The organism is Falsiporphyromonas endometrii (assembly GCF_042654485.1).
Classification (GTDB): Bacteria; Bacteroidota; Bacteroidia; order Bacteroidales; family Porphyromonadaceae; genus Porphyromonas; species Porphyromonas endometrii.
This window is the reverse complement of sequence record NZ_JBHSGO010000052.1, coordinates 1-540: the sequence shown is the minus strand read 5'-3', so window position 1 is coordinate 540 and position 540 is coordinate 1. Positions and strand designations below refer to the sequence as shown.

Annotated in this window: 1 pseudogene; it reads right to left on the bottom strand. The window is 34.8% G+C overall.

Annotated features, from left to right (window positions below):
* Positions 1-359 precede the first annotated feature (359 nt).
* Positions 360-540 (bottom strand): annotated as a pseudogene (locus ACFO3G_RS03180) (IS1380 family transposase); the annotation flags it as partial.

Here is a 540-nt window from a genome sequence, read left to right as displayed (position 1 = left end):
GACAGACAATTCGAAATAATTTCTTTAATTTGTACTTGTGTAAGGTTCATGCTTTTTATCGTTTTTTAGTTTGTAATTTCAAAGATAATAGTCTTGGGTCTTACACACTTTTTTGGGACAGTATCGTCTTTACCGGGGAATTCTGTTTTATTACTTATGCTATTTGTTTTGCTCATCAGAAGGGTAATTCTCATTCAACCTTAATCTAAGGTCCTTCATTCTTATCCCTTGTCATAGTAGCTATGTATTATCTTATTCTTGTAATGTCTTGTTATATGTCGTCTAAGCGATATTCCATAGGTCTAAGTCATATTTTGGTAATGGATCGTATTAACCCAGATTTGTCGTTAGAAATATTATTAGATTGAAATATTAGGATCTCTGGCTCGTTTCCAGAGGGCTAAAAAAGCAGATCTGTGTTTTAGCGCCAGCGCCAGTTTTAAAGTTTTTTTACCGGCATGTCTCTGAATATATCCGGGTATGGCCAAAAACTTCATCCGAATCGTTTTCAGCATATGTTTCTTTGGCGAGTTAATCACG